The 19,441-nt window shown below is 45.3% G+C and carries 23 protein-coding genes; 8 read left to right on the top strand and 15 right to left on the bottom strand.

From position 1 onward, the window contains the following. The 9 genes from AB4493_RS02230 to fkpA all read right to left on the bottom strand — a co-directional run. Positions 1–142 (bottom strand): GTP-binding protein (locus AB4493_RS02230; protein WP_242456805.1); only part of this gene is annotated, 142 nt, incomplete at its 3' end. Positions 143–289: 147 nt separating this feature from the next. Beyond that, entirely contained in the window at positions 290–2,386 is a 2,097-nt protein-coding gene (fusA, locus tag AB4493_RS02225) for an elongation factor G (RefSeq protein WP_017061101.1), read from the bottom strand. A gap of 166 nt (positions 2,387–2,552) precedes the next feature. After that, a complete protein-coding gene (gene rpsG, locus AB4493_RS02220; RefSeq protein WP_010435163.1) occupies positions 2,553–3,023 on the bottom strand; it encodes a 30S ribosomal protein S7 in 471 nt (156 codons plus the stop codon). 107 nt (positions 3,024–3,130) lie between these two features. Further along, complete coding sequence (gene rpsL, locus AB4493_RS02215) at positions 3,131–3,505, bottom strand: 30S ribosomal protein S12 (protein ID WP_004737194.1); 375 nt, start codon at positions 3,503–3,505, stop codon at positions 3,131–3,133. Positions 3,506–3,687: 182 nt separating this feature from the next. Continuing rightward, complete coding sequence (tusB, locus tag AB4493_RS02210; protein WP_017063711.1) at positions 3,688–3,963, bottom strand: sulfurtransferase complex subunit TusB; 276 nt, start codon at positions 3,961–3,963, stop codon at positions 3,688–3,690. An 8-nt stretch (positions 3,964–3,971) separates the two neighbouring features. After that, positions 3,972–4,328 carry a sulfurtransferase complex subunit TusC gene (gene tusC, locus AB4493_RS02205; RefSeq protein ID WP_017063710.1) on the bottom strand — a complete coding sequence of 119 codons (357 nt, stop codon included), beginning with the start codon at positions 4,326–4,328 and terminating at the stop codon, positions 3,972–3,974. Further along, complete coding sequence (tusD, locus tag AB4493_RS02200) at positions 4,325–4,714, bottom strand: sulfurtransferase complex subunit TusD (protein ID WP_017063709.1); 390 nt, start codon at positions 4,712–4,714, stop codon at positions 4,325–4,327. The genes tusC and tusD overlap by 4 nt, the downstream gene beginning before the upstream one ends. Continuing rightward, a complete protein-coding gene (locus AB4493_RS02195; RefSeq protein ID WP_004729851.1) occupies positions 4,708–5,433 on the bottom strand; it encodes a transcriptional regulator in 726 nt (241 codons plus the stop codon). The genes tusD and AB4493_RS02195 overlap by 7 nt, the downstream gene beginning before the upstream one ends. A gap of 205 nt (positions 5,434–5,638) precedes the next feature. Then, positions 5,639–6,415 carry an FKBP-type peptidyl-prolyl cis-trans isomerase gene (gene fkpA / locus AB4493_RS02190; RefSeq protein ID WP_372154441.1) on the bottom strand — a complete coding sequence of 259 codons (777 nt, stop codon included), beginning with the start codon at positions 6,413–6,415 and terminating at the stop codon, positions 5,639–5,641. A gap of 131 nt (positions 6,416–6,546) precedes the next feature. Between fkpA and AB4493_RS02185 the strand changes: the two genes are divergently transcribed. Both AB4493_RS02185 and AB4493_RS02180 read left to right on the top strand, forming a co-directional pair. Further along, positions 6,547–7,524 carry a WD40 repeat domain-containing protein gene (locus AB4493_RS02185; RefSeq protein ID WP_017063707.1) on the top strand — a complete coding sequence of 326 codons (978 nt, stop codon included), beginning with the start codon at positions 6,547–6,549 and terminating at the stop codon, positions 7,522–7,524. Between the two features lie 5 nt (positions 7,525–7,529). After that, a complete protein-coding gene (locus AB4493_RS02180; RefSeq protein ID WP_009848930.1) occupies positions 7,530–7,757 on the top strand; it encodes a SlyX family protein in 228 nt (75 codons plus the stop codon). Positions 7,758–7,937: 180 nt separating this feature from the next. Here the strand turns inward: AB4493_RS02180 and AB4493_RS02175 are convergent, their stop codons facing one another. The 5 genes from AB4493_RS02175 to kefG form a co-directional block, all read right to left on the bottom strand. Further along, the gene (locus AB4493_RS02175) at positions 7,938–8,903 is read right to left on the bottom strand and encodes an isoaspartyl peptidase/L-asparaginase family protein (protein ID WP_017061107.1); all 966 of its coding nucleotides are present in this window, start codon (positions 8,901–8,903) and stop codon (positions 7,938–7,940) included. A 217-nt stretch (positions 8,904–9,120) separates the two neighbouring features. Continuing rightward, on the bottom strand, positions 9,121–9,711 hold the full coding sequence (slyD, locus tag AB4493_RS02170) for a peptidylprolyl isomerase (RefSeq protein ID WP_017061108.1): 591 nt from the start codon (positions 9,709–9,711) through the stop codon (positions 9,121–9,123). 94 nt (positions 9,712–9,805) lie between these two features. After that, positions 9,806–10,006: a YheV family putative zinc ribbon protein gene (locus AB4493_RS02165; RefSeq protein ID WP_029235422.1), complete on the bottom strand. Its 201-nt coding sequence runs from the start codon at positions 10,004–10,006 to the stop codon at positions 9,806–9,808. A gap of 156 nt (positions 10,007–10,162) precedes the next feature. After that, positions 10,163–11,959, bottom strand: coding sequence for a glutathione-regulated potassium-efflux system protein KefB (gene kefB / locus AB4493_RS02160; RefSeq protein WP_372154440.1), 1,797 nt, complete (start codon positions 11,957–11,959; stop codon positions 10,163–10,165). Continuing rightward, entirely contained in the window at positions 11,946–12,530 is a 585-nt protein-coding gene (kefG, locus tag AB4493_RS02155; RefSeq protein WP_050711690.1) for a glutathione-regulated potassium-efflux system ancillary protein KefG, read from the bottom strand. Before kefG ends, kefB begins: the two co-directional genes overlap by 14 nt. Before the next feature lie 174 nt (positions 12,531–12,704). Between kefG and AB4493_RS02150 the strand changes: the two genes are divergently transcribed. From AB4493_RS02150 to crp, 6 genes are all read left to right on the top strand, one after another. Continuing rightward, positions 12,705–14,627, top strand: a complete 1,923-nt coding sequence (locus AB4493_RS02150; protein ID WP_017061112.1) for an ABC transporter ATP-binding protein — start codon at positions 12,705–12,707, stop codon at positions 14,625–14,627. Beyond that, complete coding sequence (locus tag AB4493_RS02145; protein ID WP_017066206.1) at positions 14,624–15,094, top strand: TIGR02444 family protein; 471 nt, start codon at positions 14,624–14,626, stop codon at positions 15,092–15,094. The genes AB4493_RS02150 and AB4493_RS02145 overlap by 4 nt, the downstream gene beginning before the upstream one ends. Before the next feature lie 207 nt (positions 15,095–15,301). Further along, positions 15,302–16,294, top strand: a complete 993-nt coding sequence (locus AB4493_RS02140) for a hydrolase (RefSeq protein ID WP_372154439.1) — start codon at positions 15,302–15,304, stop codon at positions 16,292–16,294. 99 nt (positions 16,295–16,393) lie between these two features. Beyond that, positions 16,394–16,606 carry a YheU family protein gene (locus AB4493_RS02135; RefSeq protein WP_004729649.1) on the top strand — a complete coding sequence of 71 codons (213 nt, stop codon included), beginning with the start codon at positions 16,394–16,396 and terminating at the stop codon, positions 16,604–16,606. 77 nt (positions 16,607–16,683) lie between these two features. Then, complete coding sequence (locus AB4493_RS02130) at positions 16,684–17,553, top strand: phosphoribulokinase (RefSeq protein ID WP_010435210.1); 870 nt, start codon at positions 16,684–16,686, stop codon at positions 17,551–17,553. 239 nt (positions 17,554–17,792) lie between these two features. Beyond that, the gene (gene crp, locus AB4493_RS02125) at positions 17,793–18,425 is read left to right on the top strand and encodes a cAMP-activated global transcriptional regulator CRP (protein WP_004729651.1); all 633 of its coding nucleotides are present in this window, start codon (positions 17,793–17,795) and stop codon (positions 18,423–18,425) included. Between the two features lie 177 nt (positions 18,426–18,602). On the opposite strand, the gene AB4493_RS02120 is transcribed toward crp, so the two are convergent. After that, positions 18,603–19,394, bottom strand: a complete 792-nt coding sequence (locus tag AB4493_RS02120) for a DUF1338 domain-containing protein (RefSeq protein ID WP_010435216.1) — start codon at positions 19,392–19,394, stop codon at positions 18,603–18,605. Positions 19,395–19,441 lie beyond the last annotated feature (47 nt).

Raw genomic sequence — 19,441 nt, 5'->3', positions numbered from 1 at the left:
CGAAATCTTTAGCAACACCGCCGTATACTTTTGCAAGAGTAGTACAGATAGCAGCAGTTAGAGTTGTTTTACCGTGGTCAACGTGGCCGATAGTACCAACGTTTACGTGCGGTTTCGTACGTTCAAATTTTTCTTTAGACACAATCGTGTTCCTTCCTAGTTATGATTCGCCACGTTCATTATTGAGCGAGACGCGCCAGAAATTGCTATTTTATGCGCCAACTCTCGTTAGCGCAATATTTGGACGCATTGTTCTTTCAAAAAATGAAAAAAAATGCCTTCCTTTTGTTTAACCACGCTCTGCAATGATTGCTTTTGCAACATTGTTAGGCACTTCAGCGTACTCACTAAACTCCATAGAGTAAGAAGCACGACCTTGTGTCGCAGAACGTAAATCAGTTGCGTAACCGAACATGACAGACAACGGAACTTGTGCACGAATTATCTTCAGGCCAGCTGTCCCCTCGTCCATACCTTCGATGATGCCGCGACGACGGTTAATATCGCCAACAACGTCACCCATCCAGTCTTCTGGAGTAGTTACTTCAACTTTCATCATAGGCTCAAGCAGAACCGGTTGCGCTTCAAGTGCACCCGTTCTGAAAGCCATAGAGGCAGCGATTGTAAACGCCATCTCACTTGAATCTGTTTCATGGTAAGAACCATCATATAGTGTAGCTTTGATATCCAAAACTGGATAGCCAGCAAGCACACCATTGTTCATCTGCTCTTCAACGCCTTTAGCAACTGAAGCGATAAACTCTTTCGGTACGATACCATTGGCAATTTCATCCACAAAGACAAAGCCTTCGCCAGCTTCTGATGGTTCTAGTTTCAGCCATACGTGACCGTACTGACCTTTACCACCATGTTCACGGATAAATTTACCTTCCGCTTTCGCTGTACCACGAATAGTCTCACGGTAAGCCACTTGCGGGTTACCAACGTTGCAGTTCACGCTAAATTCGCGCTTCATACGGTCAACGATGATATCTAAGTGTAGTTCACCCATACCAGAAATCAGAGTCTGGCCAGTTTCCGCATCCATATCAACGCGGAACGATGGGTCTTCCGCTGCTAGTTTACCTAGAGCGATAGTCATTTTGTCTTGATCAGCTTGAGAGCTTGGCTCTACAACGATCTGAATAACTGGATCTGGGAACTCCATGCGCTCAAGAACAATCTTATGGTTCTGGTCACAAAGGGTTTCACCAGTAGTCACATCTTTCAGGCCAATGATGGCTGCGATGTCACCTGCTCGTACTTCTTTTACTTCTTCACGCTTGTTTGAGTGCATTTGAACAATGCGACCTAAGCGTTCACGTTGTTTCTTCACAGAGTTATAAGCTGTTTTACCGCTTTCAACAACACCAGAGTAAACACGGATGAAAGTTAAAGTACCAACGAATGGGTCTGTTGCAATCTTAAATGCTAGCGCTGAGAACGGTTCTTTGTCGTCTGCGTGACGCTCTGCTTCGTTCTCATCTTCATCGATACCTTTAATTGCAGGTACATCGACTGGAGAAGGAAGGAAATCAACAACTGCATCTAGAACAGCTTGTACACCTTTGTTTTTGAATGCACTACCACAAGTAGCAAGTACGATTTCATTATTAAGGGTACGAGTACGAAGACCTTGTTTGATTTCAGCTTCTGTTAGTTCACCTTCTTCAAGGTACTTATCCATCAGCTCTTCATTTGCTTCTGCAGCAGCTTCAACAAGTTCTGTACGATATTCTTCAGCCATTTCTTGCATGTCTGCAGGAATATCTTCGTACGTGAAAGTCATGCCTTGGTCAGCTTCATTCCAGTTAATTGCCTTCATCTTGATAAGATCGACAACGCCTTGGAAGTTTTCTTCAGCACCAATGTTCAGTTGAATTGGAACAGGAGTTGCGCCTAAGCGGTCCTTGATCTGTTCAACTACGCGCAAGAAGTCAGCGCCGGTACGGTCCATTTTATTAACGAAAACCATACGTGGAACTTGGTACTTATCAGCTTGACGCCATACTGTCTCTGACTGAGGTTCAACACCAGATGAGCCACAGAACACAACAACTGCACCATCAAGCACACGCAGAGAACGTTCTACTTCGATTGTGAAGTCAACGTGTCCAGGAGTGTCGATGATGTTAATACGGTGGTCCGAGAACTGAGCTTCCATACCACGCCAAAACGTAGTGGTTGCTGCTGAAGTGATCGTAATACCGCGCTCTTGCTCTTGCTCCATCCAGTCCATGGTTGCTGCACCATCGTGAACTTCGCCGATTTTGTGAGAAAGACCGGTATAGAACAGAATACGTTCACTTGTGGTTGTTTTACCTGCATCTACGTGAGCAACGATACCGATATTACGGTATTGCTCTATAGGAGTTTTACGAGCCACGGTTGAATCCTCTTATTAGAGACTTAGGGACTATTGCTATGTCTAGATTAGGCGTTAAAAGCGATGCTTCGCTAAAAATTGCTTGCCCTAGAAATAGCAATAGTTCCTAGCATAAGCATAGGAACTAAAGAAGTGCTGCAAGGAACCTTGCAGCACTAAAAAGGTATTACCAACGGTAATGTGCGAACGCTTTGTTTGCGTCAGCCATGCGGTGAACGTCTTCACGTTTCTTAACCGCAGTACCTTTGTTCTCAGACGCGTCTAGCATTTCAGCAGCTAGGCGTTGAGCCATAGATTTTTCACCACGCTTACGCGCAGCTTCAACTACCCAACGCATAGCAAGAGCGTTACGGCGAACCGGACGAACTTCTACAGGTACTTGGTAAGTTGAACCACCTACACGGCGAGATTTAACTTCTACCGCTGGGCGAACATTTTCAAGAGCTTCTTCAAATACAGCTAAGTGGTCTTTACCAGACTTCTCAGCCATTGAATCTAGTGCAGTGTAAACGATTTTTTCTGCAGTAGATTTCTTTCCGTCAACCATAAGGATGTTAACGAATTTTGCCAGCAATTCAGATTTGAACTTAGGATCTGGAAGGATCTTACGCTGACCTATTACGCGACGACGTGGCATGGATATTCTCCGTTGTCTTCTTCAGGTTTTTTCCAAAACTTTTCAGAATAATAAATAAAATAGTGTTTGGCCTTACTTAACGATTTCTTTTTAAAAAAGAGAATCAATTAAGACTTAGGACGTTTCACACCGTACTTAGAACGACCTTGTTTACGGTCGTTAACGCCAGCACAGTCAAGTGCGCCGCGAACAGTGTGGTAACGAACACCCGGAAGGTCTTTTACACGACCGCCACGGATTAGTACAACACTGTGCTCTTGTAGGTTGTGGCCTTCACCGCCGATGTACGAAGTTACTTCGAAACCGTTAGTTAGACGTACACGACATACTTTACGTAGTGCCGAGTTAGGTTTTTTAGGTGTAGTAGTGTAAACACGAGTACATACACCACGTTTTTGTGGGCACGCTTCTAGTGCAGGCACGTTGCTTTTAACAACTTGCTTTACACGAGGTTTGCGAACCAACTGGTTAATAGTTGCCATTAACTAGCTCCTGAAATTTACTTGAAAGTAAGCTTTGTGAAAAATCTATCCCTAATCACAAGTCGTAATTAGGGACGCAAAATTCTATTCAGCAGTGGGAGGTGTGTCAAGAAATATACAGATCTTTTTTAGCCGTCTAGAGCTCAGGATGGTCTACTTTTAACCAAACTGATAAAACACAGCTACCAAGTGACTGATTTGTCGTTCAAAACCGTCAGTTTAACGAAGCCATCGAAGTCAACTTGATCAATGGTACTTGAGACAAGTAGTTGTAAACCTCGGCTATCGAGATCTGGTTTTAACACCGACACCTGCTCTACTGCGCAGATTTGAGTGAATAACTCATGATTGGGAAGGCAAACATACACCGCATCTTCCACCAAAAGATACTGATCTTGTGGCTGAGAATAGGTCAATGCGAGTTTAAGTTTGTCGACTGATTTTACAATATGAAGCATAGCGTCCCCTAGAAAGTCAGTATCTGTTGGCACTGAGCTAACTTCTGCGTTAACTCGTCGGCTTCAACGGTGGTCACATCGATCAGCAGGTTGTCTGCTGAAAGACCAAACTGACTCAGACTACGCTGACACACATACACCTGTTCGATGTCGTACAGGTCCATAAGTTTGAATGCAGAGATGTAGTCACGCGATAGTGTTTCGTCGGGCTGCTGCGCTTTGAGAAGCTGTGTCACGCCATCGCCAACAAAGAACACGGCAATGTCTTCACTATATGCGGACGCAGCAAGCAGGGCGTCTAACCCTTCTCTACCCGCAGCGGTCGTATGAGGGAAACTGTTAAATATAAAGGCTAACTTTCTCAAAACTGCACAACCCTATCTTGCGTTAGTAGCGCTTCCGATAAGCTCCCTAATCCGGCTTGAGTAAATCCAGTGGCTAGGTTAGAGGCACTTAGTTGATGTTGCTCTGCTTCTTCAGAGCTAATCACTCCGCGTCTTAGCGCAGCTGCCACACAGGTTTCAAGGCTAACATCGTGTTCATCAGCCAGCTTTTGCCAAGCAGAAGCTAAATCAAATTCATCGTTAGCCGGTACGGTAAGGTCTGAGCCGTTACTGACGCCATCTTGATAGAAGAACACACTGTGAAGTTTGTGGCCCTGTTTAATCAGAGCCACGGCAAACTGGTAGGCACTTCTTGCTGACTGTGAGCCATAGACTGGCCCATTCACTAGGAGTGTATAGCTTAGCAACCCTCTTCATCCTCTGTTTTACGTTGGCGGATGTATAGGTACACGGTGTGCTTAGAGATGTTCAGTCGCTCAGCAACGCGGTTGATCGCGTCTTTAATATCGAAAATACCTTTGTCGTACAGCTCCATCACGATCTGACGGTTCTTAGTATTGTTCGATACCGATTTGTCAGCGTTAATTTCTTCAATGGTGCGTTCAACCGTTTGGTCGACAAGTTCTTCAACGTCACTAGCGAAGTTAACCGATGATGCGGCTTCGTCTGCGTCTTGTGTAGGCATGAACGATTGCAGCACTTGTGAGAATGGCGCGTCTAGATTCACGTTAATACACAGTAGGCCAATCACTCGGTCTTCACCGTTGCGGATAGCAACCGTGATCGACTTCATCAACACTCCGCCTTTAGCGCGAGTGAAGTATGAACGTGAGAAGTTACGCTTAGAACCTTCAATATCTTTTAGCATCTTCAATGCAAGATCGGTGATCGGCGAGCCAACCTGACGACCTGTATTTTCGCCGTTGGCAATTTTAATCGCAGAAGTATTGAGGTCTTCTAAAGAGTGCAAAACGATTTCACAAAACGGACCAATAAGGCTCGCAATACCGTCAACAACGGCCTCATAAGATCTTAGAATGATTTTATCGTGTTCACTGAATGGCATAACGTGGACTGATTCCATTTCAAGTAACACATCTGCATTGACTGTTTCTGTAGTAGTCACTTATTCCTTACCTTCGTGTGAAAAATCAACAAATTTATGTAAGTTTATCAGAAAATTTTAATTGCACACCTAGCTAACATTGCAACTAGTGATTTAGAACAAGTTTAAAAATCAAATACTCATCTTCAAATCATAAAAAAAGCCTAACTCAAAGTTAGGCTTTTTATTCAATCAACGTATTTTAGTACGAGGCTTTTAACCGATATTACTGTGCAGGAGCTGCTTCAGCGTTATCGATGTTTAGTAGTTCTACTTCGAATACTAGCGTTGAGTTAGCAGGGATAGTCGGTGTGTCTTGCTCACCGTATGCTAGCTCTGGCGGGATAACGAACTTGTACTTAGAACCAACTTGCATCAGTTGTACGCCTTCAGTCCAGCCTGGGATTACGCGGTTAAGTGGGAATGTTGCTGGTTCACCACGGTCGTAAGAGCTGTCGAACTGAGTACCGTCTGTTAGCGTACCTTTGTAGTGAACTTGAACAGTATCAGTGTCTTTTGGAGAAGCGCCTTCGCCAGCTGTCATTACTTGGTAAAGTAGGCCAGATTCAGTTTGCTCTACGCCTTCAATCTTTGCGAACTCAGCGCGGAAGTCATCACCTGCTTTCTTAGTTTCAGCTGATTTCTCTGCCGCTTGTGCTTGCATAGTTTCAGCAACACGCTTGTCTAGAGCTTCAAGAGCTGCGCGAGTTTCTTCTTCGTTCAGTGCAGTTTTCTCTGCGAATACGTCTTCGATACCTTGAAGAACCATATCTTTGTCTAGGTTAATACCTAGCTCGCTTGGCTTATCAATGCTTGTGCTTAGGTAGTTAGCGAAAGATACGCCGATTGCGTATGCCGCTTTGTCGTCTTCTGTTTTAAAGTTTACTGCTTCAACTTTAACTTCTTCAACCTGTGGAGCTTCTGCCTTTGGTTCTTCTTTCTGACAACCAACTGCTAGCATAACCGTTGCGGCAAGCAGTGATACTTTTAAAACTGATTTCATTGAATTCTCCAATTAATGGCCAAGCCATTGGTTATTGTGCACAAATCTAATGATTAGATTGGTGTGAATACGTTAGTTATAACAATATACTAGTCATATGTCTTTCGACACAAACCGGATTATTAGATGTGATGCGAATATTTTTCCACTCATTGCTATGTACAATTGTCATCACCTTGTTAAATGGTTGCTTTTTCTTCCAAGATGATGAGCAGCGTTGGGAAATTGAGCCCAATGGTGCCACCAGCTTTGCACTCAGCAGAGATGGACGCTTCGCCCTGCTCTACTCTCAGCAAAAGCAACTGCTCCTTTGGGACCTCGCCGAAGACCAAGAGTTGGCTCAGCTTGGTCCACAAGACCAGTTAGAAAACCAAGTATCGCGTATCCGTATCTCGGACAATGGCCGTTTTGCCATTACCGCTAGCCAGATGAACTTCGCCGTTTGGGACTTATCTTGGACTCAAGCACAAGGGCTCTGGTCTATCTCCGACGGCTTGATTCGCGATGTCGATATCTCTAGCAATGGTGAAAAAGTACTGCTTGGCCTTTCTAATGGAAAAGCCATCTATGTGGACTTAGTCACCGGACGCCGTCTGGAGTTCCTTGCTCACCGAGAAAAAGTGAATTCAGTCTCCCTCTCTTCTAATGGCCGCTACGCATTATCAGGCGGCAACGACTACAAAGCTTACCTTTGGGATACCGAGTCGGGCTTGGTGTTGCGCACCTTTGAGCATGAACAAAGAGTAGTACGAGTCGCGCTACAACGCGATGGTGAACTGGCTTTTACCTCTGATGGCGGCAATCAAGCGATGATTTGGGATCTTGAAACGGGCGAACCTCAAGCGCAATTGCAAAGCTGGTCTCGACAGTTGATTTTTTCGAGTGCTCGTTTTTCTGATGACGGCAGCATGTTGGTGACGGGCACGCCATCCAGCCAAGTGAGTGTGTGGAATACTCAGGATGGCAAACGAATTTCTCGCCACGATGCTGAGCCACTAAAAGATGCTCGCCCTCCTCGTGCGGTAGTGTATGATGCAGCCTTTGATGATAAGAACCGTGTGATATCGGGCACCTCTGCGGGCATTGCCCAAGCTTGGAATGTGGATTAAGAACGATGACAGAAAAGCGAGTTGAACAACTAGAAAGCCGCGTAAATGACCTAGAGTGTCAGCTAGCTTTCCAAGAACAGACCATTGAAGAACTCAATGAAGCGCTTAGCCAACAACAAATGTTAATCACGAGAATGCAAGATCAGATGAAGTTCGTGGTTGGCAAAGTAAAAAATATGGATGGCTCTAATCTAGCTGACGCATCAGAAGAGACGCCACCTCCACACTATTAAGTGCGGTTCAAAATAACCAATTAAATCTAACGACGCATATCGTTAGTTTCTCGTCCTCAATGTGTAAACACATTTCAGGACGGGACATAGAAAACTAAAAGGGCGACAGATACTTATCTGTCGCCCTTTTGTTTATTTCATCTCAGTGAATAAGCTAAAGCCAATTAAGCCGATACCAACTTAGTCGTCGGCATAAATCTTCACTTCAACACGACCTTGAGTATCAACGCTTGCACGATACATTCCTGAGCTGTTCATACCAAAATGTATATCGCCTTGGCCATCGATAGCGATCAAGCCACCTTCTCCACCCATGGTTTTCAATTCACCTTGAATGATCGTTTCACAAGCGGTGTGCACATCTTCTTTCAGATAACGCATTCGTGCTGCGACATCACTGGCGACCATTTTACGTAGGAAGAACTCACCCATCCCGGTTGTTGAGACGGCAACATTGCCATTTTCAGCGATGGTTCCTGCACCAATGATCGGAGAGTCACCCACACGACCGTATTTCTTATTGGTCACGCCACCGGTACTGGTTGCTGCCGCTAAGTTACCCGCTTGGTCTAATGCGACCGCACCAACCGTGCCGTACTTTTTATCGTCAGGGTATTTCTCAGCTTGCTGTTCATCATATTTCGCTTCAGACAGAGCAAAGATGCCTTTCTCTTTCATCGACTGAAGTTGGTCATAGCGGCGCTCAGTAAAGAAGTAGTCTTGCTCGGTAAAGGTGTAGTCATGCTCAAACGCAAACTTCTCGGCACCTTCACCAATCAGCAACACATGGTCGCTTTTCCGCATCACATCACGTGCAAGCTCAATTGGGTTTTTGATATGGCGAACGCCTGCAATAGCACCTGCATCCATTTCGCGGCCATGCATCACAGAAGCGTCCATCTCAACAAATTCATCATGCGTCAAAACAGAGCCCCTACCGGCATTAAAGTGCGGGCTGTCTTCCATCACCTTAACCGATGCCACTACCGCATCCAGAGCATCACCACCCGATTGCAATATTTGATAACCAGCCAAAACCGATTTTTCCAAAGCCTCGGTAATACCCGCTTTTAATTCATAGCTCATTTGCTCGCGCAAGATGGTTCCTGCACCACCATGAATGGCAATTGAAAAAGGCTGTGACATACAAACTCTCCACTGACGTCGTCTTATAATGTTGTGCTATCAATACCACATCCATGGTTCGATGTCTGATAACGAAAACCAAACTTTTACGAATGCTTAGATTTGCGGACACTTAGTTTGGTAGAGAAAAGCGAGGTCAAAAAGCGAGACTCCTAAACGCAAAAAGCCTCCACAAGGGAGGCTTTCAAGATTCTTAAACTAAACCGTTAATTCGGTATTAGTGAGAACCACAGCTACCGCCGCCGCAGCAGCCGTCTTTTTTCTCTTCACCGTGGTCATGGCCTTCGCCACCACAGCAACCGCCTTCGTGGTCATGATCGTGGTCGTGACCGCCACAGCCGCCTTCTTGGTGTACGTGACCGTGTTGAACTTCTTCTTCAGTCGCTTCACGAACCGCTACAACTTCAACGTCAAACGTTAGAGTTTGGCCAGCTAGCATGTGGTTACCATCAACAACAACTTCGTCGCCATCTACTTCAGTAACTTCAACTGGGATTGGACCTTGGTCAGTATCCGCTAGGAAACGCATGCCAACTTCGATTTGCTCAACACCTTGGAATACGTCAGCAGGAACACGTTGAACTAGTGCGTCGTTGTGTTCGCCGTATGCATCTTCTGGAGTAACAGTTGCAGAGAACTTGTCGCCAGCTACTTTGCCTTCAAGCTCTTTTTCAAGACCTGTAATTAGGTTGTTGTGACCGTGAAGGTAATCTAGTGGAGCTTCTGCAGTTGATTGGTCAACTACTACGCCATCTTCAAGTTTCACTTGATATGCAACACTAACTACTACGTTCTTTTCAATTTTCATGAGAGCTCCAAGGAGGTTTGGACTAAGCTCGAACAGTTGAGCTTAGGAAAAATTCTGTACCGGGATATTATGGGGATCAATTAACGAAACTCAATCATTCTGGCTTAAAAATACCGATCATTTCTTGATTCGCGTGTTCAGATTTCTCTACAGTTTTCGGTTTACGCTGTTCTGTGAAGTCACAATCGACACATTCCACCAGCTCGATATTATTTTCAATCCACCAACGGAGTGTGTCTTGAGTGTTGCAACTTGGGCAGCTTGCCCCTGCGATAAAGCGTTTTTTCTGTTTCACGTTCATATCCTTTACTGCTCTGGATTCGCGGTTCTTCCCACTCACTTTATTGATAAGTTAAGCAGAGACCGCGTTTATTATTAGGTTAGTTCTATAGTCTGTTATTTCTATGCCCAAGCTCTATTTCTAAGCTCAAGCATGAGTTATCACTTCAAGCTACTGCCAATAGTTTCGAGATTGGTGATCGTTTTCCATCTCGTGTCCAAAGATCTCTTCAAGTTCTTTACGAGCCTCTTTCGCTCTTTGGGCTAACTCGGCATCTTCGTTATGCTGAGGCAGCAACTCTTTCAGCATACCATTATCCAACTTTCTAAAGTGTGCTTCTGCTCGCTTCGCTTTATATGGATGCATGCCAAGTTCAGTCAATGTTTGACGACCTAAATCCAATGCTCCAAGGAAGGTTTCACGCGAATAGTTACTCACACCGTGGTTAAGTAGTTGATACGCTTCAACACGGCTTCGTGCACGCGCCAAGATCTTTAAGCGTGGGAAGTGCTGCTTACATAAATCGACGGTTTTCATGATTTCATCAGGGGAGTCAGTACACAACACAATCGCCTCTGCTTTATCAGCACCGGCTGCGCGTAATAGCTCTAGGTGAGTCGAGTCTCCGTAAAAGACTTTGTAGCCAAACTTTCTAAGGATATGGATTTGGCTGGCATCACTTTCAAGGACAGTGATACGAATCTTATTAGCGTACATCAAGCGACCGATGATCTGACCGAAGCGACCAAAGCCAGCAATGATCACTCGAGGGCTGCGATCAACCACATCCGAAGACATCGCACTTTCGCTGATTTGGTTCAGTTGACGAGCAAAGAACTTATCTTGCAGCTTAAGCATTAGTGGCGTGGTCACCATAGACAGGCTCACTACTACCAGTAAGAACGACACCTGTTCGCCACTTAAGATGCCCTGCGCACTCGCCGCGGTAAAAATAACGAAAGCAAACTCACCACCTTGGCTAAGAATCATCGCCATTCGGCTACGCGCTTTTGCCTGTGTTCCAAAGATACGAGCTAGCGCGTACAGCACTAAACCTTTCAACACCACGAGGGCCATTACAGCTATTAGTATTGCGAATGGGCTTTCTGCCAATAAACCTAGATTTACCGCCATGCCAACCGAGATAAAGAACAGGCCGAGCAGTAACCCTTTGAATGGGTCAATCGCAATTTCAAGCTCGTGTCGATATTCACTTTCAGCCAGAAGGACGCCCGCCAAGAAAGTACCTAATGCCATCGATAAGCCAATCTGCTGCATGATGACGGCAATACCAATCACCAATAACAACGCTGCAACCGTGAAAAGCTCACGGACACCGCTCATCACTACGTATCGGAACAGTGGCCTCAACAAGAAGTGACCACCGACCAGCAGACCAATCACACCGCCTAGCATCCACAGCATGTCAGCCCAACTGCCGCCCGTATTGCCAACGAGCAAAGGCAGCATCGCCAACATAGGGATAACAGCTATATCTTGGAAAAGCAGTACTGCAAAGCCTGACTGCCCGGCTTCTTTACCACCAAGTTCTCGCTCTTCAATAACGCGTAAAGCAATGGCTGTCGAAGACAACGCTAAACCCATACCTATTACCAGGCTGGTTTGCCAAGTTAATCCAAATAGACAGGCGATGGCGGTAATAATCAGAGTGGTGATCAGCACTTGTGCGCCACCGAGTCCTAGAATCGGCGCTCGCATCTGCCACAGTTTTTTCGGATTAAGTTCGAGACCAATCAAGAAGAGCAGCAGTACCACCCCGAATTCGGAGAAGTGTAGAATCGCTTCGACATCACTGATTAAGCCAAGCCCCCATGGGCCAATTGCCACGCCCGCTAATAAGTAACCAAGTACTGAACCCAAACCGGCACGCTGTGCGATAGGAACCGCAACCACAGCAGCCGCTAAAAATATCACGCTACTTTGTAGAAAATCATTAGTCAGAGCCATCATCTGCTCCTATATCTTGTAGCGGGTCTCGCAACCAATTTCGATACGCTTCGGCGTGTTGGTAACGCGTCATATCGGAGACATTTCGTGCCCAGTGTAAAACCAAAGGGGATATCCAATTCATCTGACACAAAGCAGCGGTAAGCTCGAATGGTTGCAAGATCTCTTGTAATGGATATTTATTATAGCCTGCGGCACCAAACGCCTCTTCTTTACCACCGGTAGTAATCACACTGCGCCAGTGTTTGCCTTTAAGTGCGCTCTGCTCACCAAACGCAAAACCCTTGCCTAACACGCGATCAAACCACTCTTTTAACAATGAAGGACAGGAATACATGAACAGAGGATGCTGAAACACGATCACATCGTACTGAAGGAGCAATTCATGCTCATAAGGCACATCAATAAAGAAGTCAGGGTAGATGGCGTAGAGATCATGAACTTTGACATGACCGAGCGACTCTACCTTCTTAACCATCATCTGGTTAGCAATAGAGGTTTGCGGCTCTGGGTGCGCGTAGATGATCAACACCTTTGGCACGACTTTGTCTGTCGAGGGAGTATTACTCATTCCTTTGAAACATTCCTTTGAGGGCTAAACGGTGGCAAGGCCACAAGAATTTAAGCAAAAGTTATTAATATGTTATTGGCATCATAACGCAAATTGCATTGTGATCGACTTTTATCTGGTTTCAGCCTACTATGCAGGCGTCTGTTCACCTCTAATTTCTATGCTATTTCAATTATGATTACTTTCTCTGATATTCAATTGCTACGCGGCGGTAAGCCACTCCTCGACCAAGCATCTGCGACTTTTCACCCTGGCGACAAGATCGGTTTGGTTGGTAAAAACGGCTGTGGTAAATCTACGCTATTCGCCTTAATTAAGGACGAACTGTCTATTGATGCGGGCTCATTCAGCAAACCTGCCCATTGGGAAATGGCTTGGGTTGCTCAAGAAACCCCTGCATTAGAAAGAACAGCAATTGAATACGTGATTGATGGTGACCGTGAATACCGCGGCCTTGAAGATCAACTAGAGAAAGCTGAACAAGCCGACAATGGCACATTGGTAGCAGAGATCCACGGCAAGATTGAAACCATTGGTGGTTACAGCATAAAGGCACGTGCTGCCGAGTTACTGGATGGCCTAGGCTTTAGCCAAGAACAAATGACATGGAACCTGACTCAATTCTCAGGTGGTTGGCGTATGCGTTTGAACCTAGCGCAAGCCCTACTGTGTCGCAGTGACCTACTGCTACTCGATGAGCCTACCAACCACTTGGATTTAGACGCAGTAATGTGGCTAGAGCGTTGGTTACAAAGCTACCCTGGCACGCTAGTGCTTATCTCGCACGATAGAGACTTCTTAGACCCTATCGTCAACCGCATCGTGCACGTTGAAAACCAACAGCTCAATGAGTACACGGGTAACTACTCATCGTTCGAAACCCAACGAGCGCAAAAACTGATTCTGCAACAAGCGATGTACCAAAAGCAGCAGAAACAGATGTCTCACATGCAGAGCTACATTGACCGTTTCCGTTACAAAGCTTCAAAGGCTCGCCAAGCGCAAAGCCGTATTAAAGCGCTAGAGAAAATGGAACAAGTGCTGCCTGCTCAGTTTGATAATCCATTCAGCTTTGAGTTTAGAGAACCAGACGCGCTACCAAATCCAATCATGATGATGGATGAAGTATCAGCGGGCTATGATGACAATCTGATTCTAGAGAAAATTCGCCTGAACCTAGTACCGGGTAGCCGTATTGGTCTACTTGGTCGAAATGGTGCTGGTAAATCAACACTGATTAAACTGCTTTCTGGCGAACTTAAACAGCAAGGCGGTGAACTGAGTTATTCGCAAGGCGTTAAGATTGGTTACTTTGCACAGCACCAGTTAGAAACGTTGCACCCAGAAGAAACACCGCTGCAGCACATGATGCAGATTGCCCCTAAACACACCGAGCAACAATTGCGTGATTACCTAGGTAGCTTCGGTTTCCAAGGTGAAAAAGCACTTGATAAAGTAGCACCCTTCTCTGGTGGTGAAAAAGCGCGTTTAGTTCTGGCGCTACTGGTATGGCAAAAACCGAACCTGTTGCTACTCGATGAACCAACCAACCACTTGGATCTCGACATGCGTCAAGCGCTGACTTTTGCCCTGCAGACGTTTGAAGGCGCAATGGTTATCGTATCGCACGACCGTTACCTACTGCGTGCAACTACCGATGATTTATACCTTGTACACGACCGCCAAGTCGCACCGTTTGATGGTGACCTAAGCGATTACTACAAGTGGCTAACCGAGCAACAGAAAGTTGAGCGCAAAGAGGCACAAGCATTGGCACCAGCCAAAGACGGCGCCAACAGTGCAGCAGCGAAAAAAGAGCAGAAACGTAAAGAAGCCGAGTTCCGTAAACTGACGGCACCACTTCGTAAAAAGCTCACTCAATTTGAAAAGCAGATGGATAAATTAACGCAGGCTCTTGAAGAAGCTGAGCAAGAATTATCCGACACATCACTGTATGAAGCTGAAAATAAGGCTAAACTGAATAAAGTACTCGCTCTCCAAGCGAGCAGTAAGTCACAGCTAGAAGAAGTTGAAATGGATTGGATGTCCACTCAAGAAGAGCTTGAGCAGATGGAACAGGATATGGATAGCTTATGAGCCCAGAGCACGCCCCAATATCACTAACACTGGAACGACTATGGCAATTTAGCCTTCAGTATTACAGTGTGCGCGGTGTAAAGGATGCGTGCTTAGCTTTGCAAAACCAGTTCCACGGCAACGTCAATCTACTGCTGCTTCTCAAATGGCTTGATGAGCAGCAATTGTCTTTTGCTGAAGAAGAGTGGCATAAAGTTCAACAGTGTTTAAGCCGCTCTGAAACCCTGCTTCATAGCTATCGAGAGCTACGTAAACATCTCAAAGCACACGTTGTCGACTCTCTATACCGTGAAGCGCTAAAGTTTGAGTTACAGCTTGAAAAGCAACAACAGTCCGATCTGGTCGACTGTATAAACTCCCTACAACTGTACGCTAACCAGCAATCACCGCTCACTTTTCAGTACTGTCGTTTATTAGGGGCTGAAAACCTCTGCGACGCTTTTTCTGAACCAGCACCACAGCCCTAGCTCGTTCTCTTTCCCTTTTATTCAATCAAGATCCAAGCTTAACCTTGATATTATTCAAACGGTTACCCATAGCCTGTTTTTGTGTCTCGTATAAGTGAAAGCCTTGCGCTTATGCCGAGAATCAACCAAGCTCAAATAAAAACGTGGGCGTTTCACTGCAAGCTCAACACGTTATCAAAGCCCATCAAAGAAGCATGGATCGTTTTTATGACAATATTTACCGCAGCCGCTGGTCTCTCTAATCCGCACTTACAAACCTTAGTGCCACGGTTTATTAGAAAACAGGCGCTGTTTCATCCTCACTGGCAAACCTTAGAAACTCCCGATGGTGACTTTCTTGATCTTGCTTGGAGCGAATCACCAGACTGTGACAACCCAAGCAATGATGATCGAAGTAACAAGCCGATATTCGTTCTATTCCATGGTTTAGAAGGTAGCTTTGAGAGCCCTTACGCCAACGGATTGATGAATGCATTTGCTAAAGATGGTTGGTTATCGGTAATGATGCACTTCAGAGGCTGCAGCGGAAAACCCAATCGCCTAGCTCGTGCTTACCATTCAGGTGAGGTCGAAGATGCGCGCTTTTTCCTAAGACACCTACACGCCCAGTTTCCCAATAACCCTAAGGTAGCGGTTGGTATCTCTTTGGGCGGTAACATGCTGGCGAACTATTTGGCTGAATACGCGGACGACCCATTGCTGTCGGCGGCGACGATTGTCTCTGCACCTTTTGATCTGGCTTGTTGCTCTAGTCGTATTGAGCGAGGTTTCTCTAAGCTCTATAAAAAGTACCTGCTCAACTCTCTCAAATCGAATGCCTTGAAAAAGATTAAGCTGTTGCAAGAAAAGCTCGGTATCACCGCCGAAACCATTAAGAAGATAGACAAGCTGTATGAGTTTGATGAACGGATTACTGCGCCTCTGCACGGGTTCAAGAATGCTCAGGACTACTATGCTCAGTGCTCAGCGCTTCCTAAACTTAATAAGATTAAACTACCGACTCAGATCATCCATGCCAAAGACGATCCGTTTATGACAGACGACGTAATTCCAAAGTTCGTGTTGCCTGACAACATCGACTATCGCCTGTTTCAAAAAGGCGGCCATGTGGGGTTCATTACCGGTAGCACGCTCAAACCAAGGTTTTGGTTAGAAGAAGCATTACCCGCCTACTATGAAAGTATTCAAGATTCGGCATAATGAGCGAGCCTTTTTTAAGGACTGAGTAGTAGACGTCACTAGACACAGTAATCAACACATCAATAAACCTATTTATGAACATAAAAGAGAGAAGTATTTATGATCATCCCATGGCAAGACATTGCACCAGAAACACTGGAAAACCTCATTAAAGAATTCGTGCTGCGTGAAGGCACAGACTACGGCGACGTAGAGGTTTCACTGCAAAACAAGATTGATCAAGTGAAACATCAATTAGCCTCAAAGGAAGTCAGCATCGTATTTTCTGAGCTGCATGAAACCGTTGATATTCAAGTCACAAAACGCTTCTAGGCTGCGCTCATAAAGGAGCCGTGTTATAGTGGTAAACGATTGCTAACAAGTAAGTTACTCAAAAGACAAGGGTTGTCATGTCCGCTAAACATCCAATTATTGCGGTGACGGGTTCATCAGGAGCCGGCACCACCACTACCTCAGAAGCCTTCCGAAAAATGTTCAATATGATGGACGTGAAGGCCGCTTGGGTTGAAGGGGATAGTTTCCATCGCTTCACTCGACCAGAGATGGATGTCGAGATCCGTAAGGCTCGCGAGCAAGGTAAGCACATCAGCTACTTTGGTCCACAAGCCAACGATTTTGGCGCATTAGAAGAGTTCTTCCGTAAATACGGTAACGAAGGTACAGGCAAGGTACGTAGCTACCTGCACACGTTCGATGAAGCCGTTCCTTACAATCAAATGCCAGGCACCTTTACGCCATGGCAAGAGATCCCAGAAAATTCAGATGTGATGTTTTACGAAGGCCTGCACGGCGGTGTGGTTGATGGCGATATCAATGTTTCTCAACACGTCGACTTGCTGATCGGCATGGTACCTATCGTCAACTTAGAATGGATCCAGAAATTCGTTCGCGACACACGCGATCGTGGTCATTCTCGTGAAGCAGTAATGGACTCGATTGTTCGCTCGATGGATGATTACCTTAACTACATTACTCCTCAGTTTTCGCGTACTCACATCAACTTTCAGCGTGTTCCAACGGTAGACACATCAAACCCTCTCAACGCTAAAGGGATCCCAAGTTTAGACGAAAGCTTCGTTGTTATACGTTTGCGCGGCATCAAAAACGTCGATTTCCCTTACCTTTTAGCTATGATTGATGGCTCATTTATGTCTCGCCACAACACGCTTGTGGTACCAGGAGGGAAGATGAGTTTTGCTATGGAGCTCATTGTAAGGCCGATCCTACAACAACTCATCGAAACCGGAAAAATTGGTTAACAGAGCACCATTCTGGTTGATTACTTTTCATACCGTGATCATGTGCACAATTTTGCGTAAAAAATCGTAGCTTGGTCACGATTAAAATCAAGAAATAGTACCTGAAAAAGGATACTATTCTTAAACGAAACACAAGATAGCTTGCAGCGCTCAACGAGTGCTCTTATCCTACAAGTCAATCCAGGCTTAGCTAAAATACGGAAAGCGGCAAGCATACCCTGCAGAGGAAGTGAGATATTATGGTTCTAGGTAAACCTCAAACCGATCCAACATTAGAGTGGTTCCTTTCACACTGTCATATTCATAAGTACCCATCAAAAAGTACTTTGATTCATGCTGGTGAAAAGGCAGAAACCTTGTACTACATTGTTAAAGGTTCTGTGGCAGTTCTTATCAAAGACGAAGAAGGTAAGGAAATGATTCTTTCTTACCTAAACCAAGGCGACTTCATCGGTGAGCTAGGCTTATTCGAAGAAGACCAAGAGCGTACAGCTTGGGTTCGTGCAAAATCTCCTTGTGAAGTAGCTGAAATTTCTTTCAAGAAATTCCGTCAACTTATCCAAGTGAACCCAGACATCCTAATGCGTCTATCAGCGCAAATGGCAAACCGTCTACAAGTAACTAGCCAAAAAGTTGGTGACTTAGCGTTCCTTGACGTAACTGGTCGTATCGCACAAACGCTACTAAACCTAGCAAAACAACCAGATGCAATGACTCACCCTGACGGCATGCAAATCAAGATCACTCGCCAAGAGATTGGCCAGATCGTTGGTTGTTCTCGTGAGACCGTTGGTCGTATCTTGAAGATGCTAGAAGAGCAGAACCTAATTTCTGCACACGGTAAAACTATCGTGGTATATGGCACTCGTTAATCTCGATTAACTGAGCCTAAAATTTGAAAGCCACCAAATGCAAATTTGGTGGCTTTTTTGTTTTCTAAAGATCTACAAAGAAAATACGAATGAAACACCTACAGCTTCGAAGCGCAAACACTCTCGAAGCGAAGCCTATCTGCATCTTTAGGGTAAAGTCCGTACTCGTATCTTTCTTTAACCGTTAGTGCTTTCGAAGATCTTGTCAGCCGATGCTGCCACAAAACCGGTATAAAGCTCACCATTAGCCATCGCATAACGCTTAGCGAACTCATAGAAGCCTCCAGGAATCATCTCATTGCCCTCAACAAATGAAACTGGGACTTTATCTGCCATTGTTGATGATTGCTCTAATAAGACCTCTGGAGAGCCTTTAACCTGGCCACCAGATGCATTGATCGTGAAGCCTGATTCGCTCAAATAATCATTCACTGCCTGCACTTCATCAAAAGCATCGAGTTGATTAACGCTCACTGTAAAGTGGTTGGCACCGTAACCATGAGCTGCGAGCCAAGACGCGTATTCACTCTCTTTTGCAAGCACTTGGAAATCTGCGAAGCTCAAGTCCCATAGACGACCACCAAACAAGAATTCATGGCCTTGAAGCTTGCTTACGTCGACTTGCTCAACCAATTTAGCAACGATCTGTTGTAAATCACTTGAACACTCTTCGACCTTCAACTCACTAATGAACACTTTAGGTTGATTTGGATCTGGGTGCTCGTAATGCTTCGCGACTAGCTTCTTACTCTCAAACAAGTAATCGCCACACGCTTTATAACCTAGCTCAAGGAAAGGCTTAGCCAATGTTTCAATACCTAGCGGAGCAACATTGAAAGTACGCAGTGCAATGTGATCATTAATCAGAGCTTCGTCTTCTTTCAGCAAGTGATGTACTTTCTCAGCCGATGGACAAAGCCTGTGAATGTAATCGTCCCAAAGTGATTTAAAGAGTAGATCGGGCGTCATGGTGACTCCTTGTCAGAGGTTCTAGCAAGCTAGTAATTTGGATTAGA

The organism is Vibrio sp. 10N.222.55.A1 (genome assembly GCF_041473835.1).
GTDB classification, from domain to species: Bacteria; Pseudomonadota; Gammaproteobacteria; order Enterobacterales; family Vibrionaceae; genus Vibrio; species Vibrio crassostreae_C.
Note: the sequence above shows the minus strand (reverse complement) of the source record. Positions and strands in the feature narration are given on the sequence as shown.